This is a genomic window from Cellulomonas avistercoris (genome assembly GCF_014836445.1).
Taxonomy (GTDB): Bacteria; Actinomycetota; Actinomycetes; order Actinomycetales; family Cellulomonadaceae; genus Cellulomonas; species Cellulomonas avistercoris.
This window is the reverse complement of the sequence record NZ_JACSQV010000002.1, coordinates 345387-351465: the sequence shown is the minus strand read 5'-3', so window position 1 is coordinate 351465 and position 6079 is coordinate 345387. Positions and strand designations below refer to the sequence as shown.

The following is a 6079-nucleotide window of genomic DNA, read 5'->3' as shown; positions in this document are numbered from 1 at the left end:
CCCCGGGGCCCGGGCGGGGCGTCGGCGCGTCAGCGGCGCTTGCGCGGCGGCGTGCGCCGCGGAGCCGGGCGCGGCGTGCGCGGCTCGCGACGCGGCGCGGGTGCCGGGGCCTGCGCGCCGCTGCCGCGCGAGCTGCCCGCGGTGCGGCCCCGCACGATGCCGACGAGCTCCTGCGCGTGCGGGTGCTCGCGGTCCGTGCGCCAGACCAGCACGACCGGTGACCCGGGGGCGTCGGGGACGACGCGCACCGCGGTGCCCTTGCGGTCGTGCAGCCGGGCCAGCGAGTGCGGCACCAGCAGGACGCCCGCGTCGTTGGCGACGAGGTCCACGGCCGTCGGCACGTCGGGGACCTCGAGCAGGTCGACGCCGGGCGGCTGCCACCCGAGGACGTCGTCACCGGGGACGAGCAGCGTCTCGCCCGCGAGGTCGCTGACGTCGACCTCGACGACGACGGTCAGGACGTGGTCCTTGCGGACGACGGCGACCGTCTGCTCGGTCCACAGCGGCACGACGGCCCAGCCGTCCGACGTGCTCGGCAGCGTCGTGGGCAGGCCGGGCGGCGGGGCGTCGACGCCCGCGGGAGGCAGGCGCAGGACGGCCGCGTCCACGTCGCCGCGCAGCACCGCGTCGACCGCGTCGCCCGCTCCGGCGTGCACGACGTGCAGCGGGTCGTCCGGCAGGCGTTCGCGCCACACGCGCGCCCACCGGTCGGGGCTCGTGCCGGGCACCAGGAGCAGCCTCATCGCACGCGCCGCACGATCACGTCGGTGACCTCGTGGCCGAGGTCCAGGCCACGCTGCTCGAAGCGCGTGACGGGCCGGTGCGCGGGCCGCGGCACGACGCCGCCGTCGAGGTCCGGGTCGCCGGTCAGCACGTCCCGCATCTGCTCGGCGTAGTCCGCCCAGTCGGTGGCGACGTGCAGGGTGCCCCCGACGCGCAGCCGCGTGCGCAGCAGCTCGACGTGCTCGGGCTGGACCAGGCGACGCTTGTGGTGCTTGGTCTTGGGCCACGGGTCCGGGAAGAACGCGTGCACGGCGTCGAGGCTGCCCGGGGCGACGTCGGCGCGCAGCAGCCGCAGCGCGTCGCCGTGCGCCACCCGGACGTTCGTCAGGCCGTGGCGCTCGACGAGGAGCAGCAGGGCCGCGAGACCGGGCAGGTGCGCCTCGACGGCCAGCCAGTCGCGGTCGGGGTCGGCCGCGGCCATCGCGGCGGTCGCGTCCCCCATGCCGGAGCCGATCTCGACGACGAGCGGCGCCGCACGGCCGAACAGCGCGACCGTGTCGAGCAGACCCTCGGGCGTGCGCGGCGGCGGTGCGCTCGGGTCGTCGACCGAGAAGCCCCACCGGGGGAACAGGCGCTCGAGCGCGTCGACCCGGTCGACCCCGAGAGGCGACCGGCGGGACTGGAACGTGCGCACCGGCTCGTGCGCGCGCGGCGCGCGGTGGGTGAAGACGTCGATCGGGTACCGCACGGCGCCCACCCTACGCACCCGATCAGGCGACGACGTCGTCCTCGGGCACCTGGAGCAGGGCGAGCACCTCGCCGGCGGGGCCGCGGACCAGGAGCATCCGCCCGTAGGGGGTGTCCTCGGGGCCGCTGACGACCTCCCCGCCGAGCTCGCCGACGCGCGGCGCGATCGCGTCCGCGTCCTCGACCGCGATGTACCAGGTCCACGCCGCCGGGACGTCGCCCGCGCCCGGACCGTAGCCCCCGATGCCGGCCGCGGGCGTCCCGCCGACCGACAGTGACGTGTACGCGAAGTCGGGCGCGCTCATGTCCTGCTGCTCGTAGCCGAACAGCGCGGTGTAGAAGCGGCGCGCCGTGTCGGGGTCGTGCGACATCTGCTCGGCCCAGACGAAGGAGCCGGGTGCGTCGGTCAGCTCCCAGCCGGTGTGCTCGCCCGGCTCCCAGAGCCCCACGAGCGCGCCGGTCGGGTCCGTCAGCAGCGCCATGCGGCCCTGGCGCAGCACCGACAGCGGGCCCGCGACGACGCCCGCCCCCGCCTCGACCGCACGTGCCACGCTCGCGTCGACGTCGTCCGTCGCCAGGTAGACGCACCAGCCCGCGGGCTGCGGCACGTCCGACACGCGCAGGCCGGCGACGACCTTCCCGTCGAGGGTCGCGGTGACGTACCCGCCCGTCTCGGGCCCCCCGATGCTCAGCTGCCAGCCCAGCAGGCCGCCGTAGAACCGCTGCGTCGGCCCGAGGTCCGTGACCGTGATGTCCGCCCAGCTGGGTACGCCGGCGGGCCACGGGTCGGGGGTGAGCGTCATGGGTCCTCCGGAGGTCGCGGTGCGGACGTCGGTCCGCGGCAGGGCGAGCACAGCCAACCACCGCCGCCCGCATCGCGCACAACGAGCCCGCGTGCTACTCCGGTGACATGGCATCCGAGGCGCACGACGTGGTCGACCCGCTGGTCGACGCACCCGAGCAGGGCGCGGGCGGGGAGTCGACGCTCACCGTCGTCCTCGCGCTCACCGCGAACGTGCTGATCGCCGTGGCCAAGACGGTCGCGGCCGTGGTCACGGGTGCCGCGTCCATGCTGGCCGAGGCCGCGCACTCGTGGGCAGACACGGGCAACGAGGTGCTCCTGCTCGTCGCGCAGCGCCGCGGGTCGCGGCCCGCGGACGCCACGCACCCCTTCGGGTACGGGCGTGAGGTCTACGTGTGGTCGATGTTCGCGGCGATCGGGCTGTTCGCGGTCGGTGCGGGCGTGTCGGTCACGCACGGCATCCAGGAGCTCGTGCACCCCGAGCCCGCGTCGGACTTCGTCGTCGCGTACGTCGTGCTGGGCATCGCGCTCGTCCTCGAGGGCGTGTCGTTCCTGCAGGCGTGGCGGCAGAGCCGCGCCGAGGCGCGTCGGCGCGACCGCGGCGTCCTGGAGCAGGTGCTCGAGACGTCGGACCCGACCGTGCGCGCGGTGTTCGCCGAGGACGCGGCGGCGCTCGTCGGCATCGTCATCGCGGCCGCCGGCATCCTGGCGCACGAGGTCACCGGCTCGACGGTGCCCGACGCGGTCGGGTCGATCCTCGTCGGTCTGCTGCTGGGCGTCGTGGCGTTCGTGCTCATCCAGCGCAACCTGCAGCTCATCGTCGGGGAGGCCGTCGACCCCGCGCTGCAGGCGGCGGCCCTGCGCCGCCTGCTGGCGATGCCGCAGGTCGCACGCGTGACGAAGCTGCGTCTGGAGATCGCCGGCGCCCGGCGCGTGTTCCTCACGGGCGCCGTGGACCTGGCCGGCGAGCCGGACGAGGTCGAGGCGTCGCACCAGCTCGCCCTCGTCGAGGACCAGCTGCGGGCCGTCCCCGGTGTCGTGGGGGTGGTGCTGTCGCTCGCCGAGCCCGAGGAGCCGTCCCTCCTGCCGTCGGACGTCAGCCCGGCACGCGCGCGGCGAGGAAGTCGGTGACCTCGCGCAGGTAGCGCTCGCGCACCGGCGCGGCGGACAGCGCGAGGTCGTGCGCGCCGCCCGCGACCTCGACGTAGGTGACGTCGTGGCCCAGCAGCGGGGCGCGGCGTGCGATCTGCGCGGGGTCGAGGACGGAGTCCGTGCTCAGCAGCGCGTCGTGCGGCGTCTTGTGCGGGCCGGCGGCGTCGGACGCGAGCACGAGCACCGGGACGTCGAGGCCCAGGCCACGGGCCACGCGCGCCTGGGCCTGGCGCACGGCGCGGACGAACCCGGCGCGCACGGGGAACCCGGCGTGCGGCTTCCACGCGAGCTCGAAGTCCCACTCGCCGCCCGTGTCGCGGTGCAGCGCGCGGCCGTAGTGCGGCGCGATGGTGCGCACCGGGATCCGCGGCGCGGGCCGGCCGACCGCGTGGACCGCGCGCGCGAGCAGGTTCTGCTCGAACCACGAGCCGCGCACGTCGAGCCACGGCGAGTTCAGGACGAGGGCGTCGACGAGCCCCCGGTCCCGACGCGCGTCCGCCCACAGCGCGGCCGTCAGGCCGCCCGTCGAGTGACCCAGCAGGACGAGGACGTCGTGGTCGGCGCGCAGCAGCCGGACCGCGGCGTCGATCTCCTGCGTGTACGTCGCGAGGTCGGTGGTCTCGTTGGGCGGCCGGCCGGGGCGGATCGAGCGCCCGTGGTCCCGCAGGTCCAGGGCGTACGTGTCGTACCCGGCCGCGGCCAGCGCGTCACCGACGTGCGGGTGGAAGAAATAGTCCACGAACCCGTGCAGGTACAGGACCGCGCGGCGCGTGGGCGGGGCGTCCGGGTCCGGGACCCGCCGCACCAGCGTGGCCTGGGGGTCGACGCCCGTGCGGCGCGTGACCGCGTCGGGCCGCAGGTGCAGGGTGCGGGCCCGCCAGCGCTCGCCGAGCACGTCGGTGCGCTCGTCGTCCCACCGGTCGCGCACGGTGCTGGGAGCGTCGGTGCGGGCGTCGTCGTCGGCCACGCGCCGATCCTCGCACGCCGTCCCCGCCCGCGAAGCGCAGGCGGGTGAGCGGTGTCAGGCGGCGCCGGGCACGCCCGCGCGCGCGAACGCCAGGCTCTCCTCGACCACGGAGAGGACCTGGTCGACCTCGTGCGCGTCGCGCGGGCCGTAGACCATGACCTCGGTGCCGAAGTCGGCGTACTGGTGCGGCTCCGCCCAGCCGAGGCGGACGAGCTCGTCGCACCGCTCCGGCGGGAGCGTCAGGTGGATGCTCGTGTCCTCGACGCCGTGCAGGTGCACGGGCTCGAGGCGCTGCCCCGGTGCGAGCGAGGTCTGCGGGGCGAGCTCGTCGCGCAGGTCGGCGAGGAACACCGCGCGCGACGACGCGGGGGAGACCTGGCTGTGGCCCTCGACGACGCCCGGCAGCGCGAGCACGCGCGCCACGAGCTCGCCCCACACCGCGGCGGGTGCCCGCTGGTCGACCTGACGGTGCGGACCGTCGTCGGAGGTCGTCGGACGGGTCCCGGGGCGGGGTTCGCGCAGCACGGGGGAACCCTAGCGGCGGGTCAGCCGGACGTGTCGGTGCCCGTCGCGTGCCGCTCCCGCCACGCGACGACCTTGCGCGTCAGCTCGGGGCCGACCTCGGCGGTGAGGTCGCGCGCGCGGTACGGCGAGGCGGACCCGGCCGCGAGCGGCGCCGAGTCCTGCACCTGCGCGGCGAGGCGGTGGAGGTACGCGCGCCCCTCGGTGCGGTACGCCGTGCGCTCGGTGTCGTCGAGCGCGATGACGAGCGAGGAGCTGACGGGGCCGTGGCTCACGTGGACGTCGAGCAGGAGCCGGCCGTCGTCGACGAGCAGGGACCAGCCCCACGGCTCGTGGTCGAGGACCTCCATCGCGACCTCCCGCGTCCGACGACCCCGCCCATCCTGCCAGGCCGGGCCGTCGGACGCGGGGTGCCGCCTGCCGCGGGGCAGGCCGTCAGGCGACCGACGCCACCGGGGTCGGCGTGCGCATCGGACGCGCGGCGACGTGGCCCTGACCTGCGACGTCGACCGCGAGGCTCGTGATGCGGGCGGTCCCGTCCGCCCCGACCTCGACGGTCGAGACCGACGCGTTGGGCAGCGGGACGAGCCCGACCTCGTCGACCGTGGCCAGGTACGCGCCGAGCGCGAGCCCGTGGCCGACCACGAGGACGTGCCCGTCGGGGTGGGCCTGCGCGATGCGCGCGAAGACGTCGCGCGTGCGGTCCATGAAGTCGACGCCCGGCTCGCCGCCCGGCAGGCCGGGGTGGGTCCCGGCCAGGACGTCCGTGACGAGGTCCGGCCACGCGACGACCTCGTCGAGGACGCGCTCGGGCCGCTGCTCGTAGATGCCGAAGGCGTACTCGAGCAGCCCGGCGTCGGTGCGCAGCGGGACCTCCGCGTGGTGGCGCAGCAGCTCGACCGCGGTGGCGACGGCCCGCCCCGAGGGCGAGGCCCAGGCGGCGGTGAACGGGGTGCTCGCCAGGTGGCGGGCGGTGACGCGGACGCCGGCGCGCCCGTCCCGCGTCAGCGGTGAGTCGCAGCGTCCCTGCAGGATGCGTCGGGCGTTGAAGTGGGTGCGGCCGTGGCGGACGAGCGTCATGGTGAGGGTCATCGGTGCCCTGCTCTCTCTCGGTGGTCGCACCGACGCTAGGGGCGCCGCGTGTCCTGCAGGTGGCGCCGGTGTGA

Annotated in this window: 8 protein-coding genes; 1 reads left to right on the top strand and 7 read right to left on the bottom strand. The window is 76.3% G+C overall.

Translation table 11 applies throughout. The features are described 5' to 3' along the window. Positions 1 to 29: 29 nt before the first annotated feature. Genes H9657_RS03880 through H9657_RS03870 form a run of 3 tightly spaced genes read right to left on the bottom strand, consistent with a single transcriptional unit; the run spans position 30 to position 2273 of the window. Entirely contained in the window at positions 30 to 743 is a 714-nt protein-coding gene (locus H9657_RS03880) for a LysR family transcriptional regulator substrate-binding protein (RefSeq protein WP_191780498.1), read from the bottom strand. Then, a complete protein-coding gene (gene trmB / locus H9657_RS03875; RefSeq protein ID WP_191780496.1) occupies positions 740 to 1471 on the bottom strand; it encodes a tRNA (guanosine(46)-N7)-methyltransferase TrmB in 732 nt (243 codons plus the stop codon). Before trmB ends, H9657_RS03880 begins: the two co-directional genes overlap by 4 nt. A gap of 22 nt (positions 1472 to 1493) precedes the next feature. Continuing rightward, positions 1494 to 2273, bottom strand: a complete 780-nt coding sequence (locus H9657_RS03870; RefSeq protein WP_191780494.1) for a VOC family protein — start codon at positions 2271 to 2273, stop codon at positions 1494 to 1496. 107 nt (positions 2274 to 2380) lie between these two features. Here H9657_RS03870 and H9657_RS03865 point away from each other — a divergent pair, with 107 nt between their 5' ends. Further along, positions 2381 to 3403, top strand: coding sequence for a cation diffusion facilitator family transporter (locus H9657_RS03865; RefSeq protein WP_191780492.1), 1023 nt, complete (start codon positions 2381 to 2383; stop codon positions 3401 to 3403). Here the strand turns inward: H9657_RS03865 and H9657_RS03860 are convergent. From H9657_RS03860 to H9657_RS03845, 4 genes are all read right to left on the bottom strand, one after another. Then, positions 3369 to 4391, bottom strand: a complete 1023-nt coding sequence (locus H9657_RS03860; RefSeq protein ID WP_318241265.1) for an alpha/beta hydrolase — start codon at positions 4389 to 4391, stop codon at positions 3369 to 3371. The genes H9657_RS03865 and H9657_RS03860 overlap by 35 nt on opposite strands. Before the next feature lie 54 nt (positions 4392 to 4445). Next, a complete protein-coding gene (locus H9657_RS03855; protein WP_318241264.1) occupies positions 4446 to 4916 on the bottom strand; it encodes a luciferase domain-containing protein in 471 nt (156 codons plus the stop codon). Between the two features lie 20 nt (positions 4917 to 4936). Beyond that, on the bottom strand, positions 4937 to 5263 hold the full coding sequence (locus H9657_RS03850) for a hypothetical protein (RefSeq protein ID WP_191780490.1): 327 nt from the start codon (positions 5261 to 5263) through the stop codon (positions 4937 to 4939). Between the two features lie 85 nt (positions 5264 to 5348). Beyond that, complete coding sequence (locus H9657_RS03845; RefSeq protein ID WP_191780488.1) at positions 5349 to 6005, bottom strand: histidine phosphatase family protein; 657 nt, start codon at positions 6003 to 6005, stop codon at positions 5349 to 5351. Positions 6006 to 6079 lie beyond the last annotated feature (74 nt).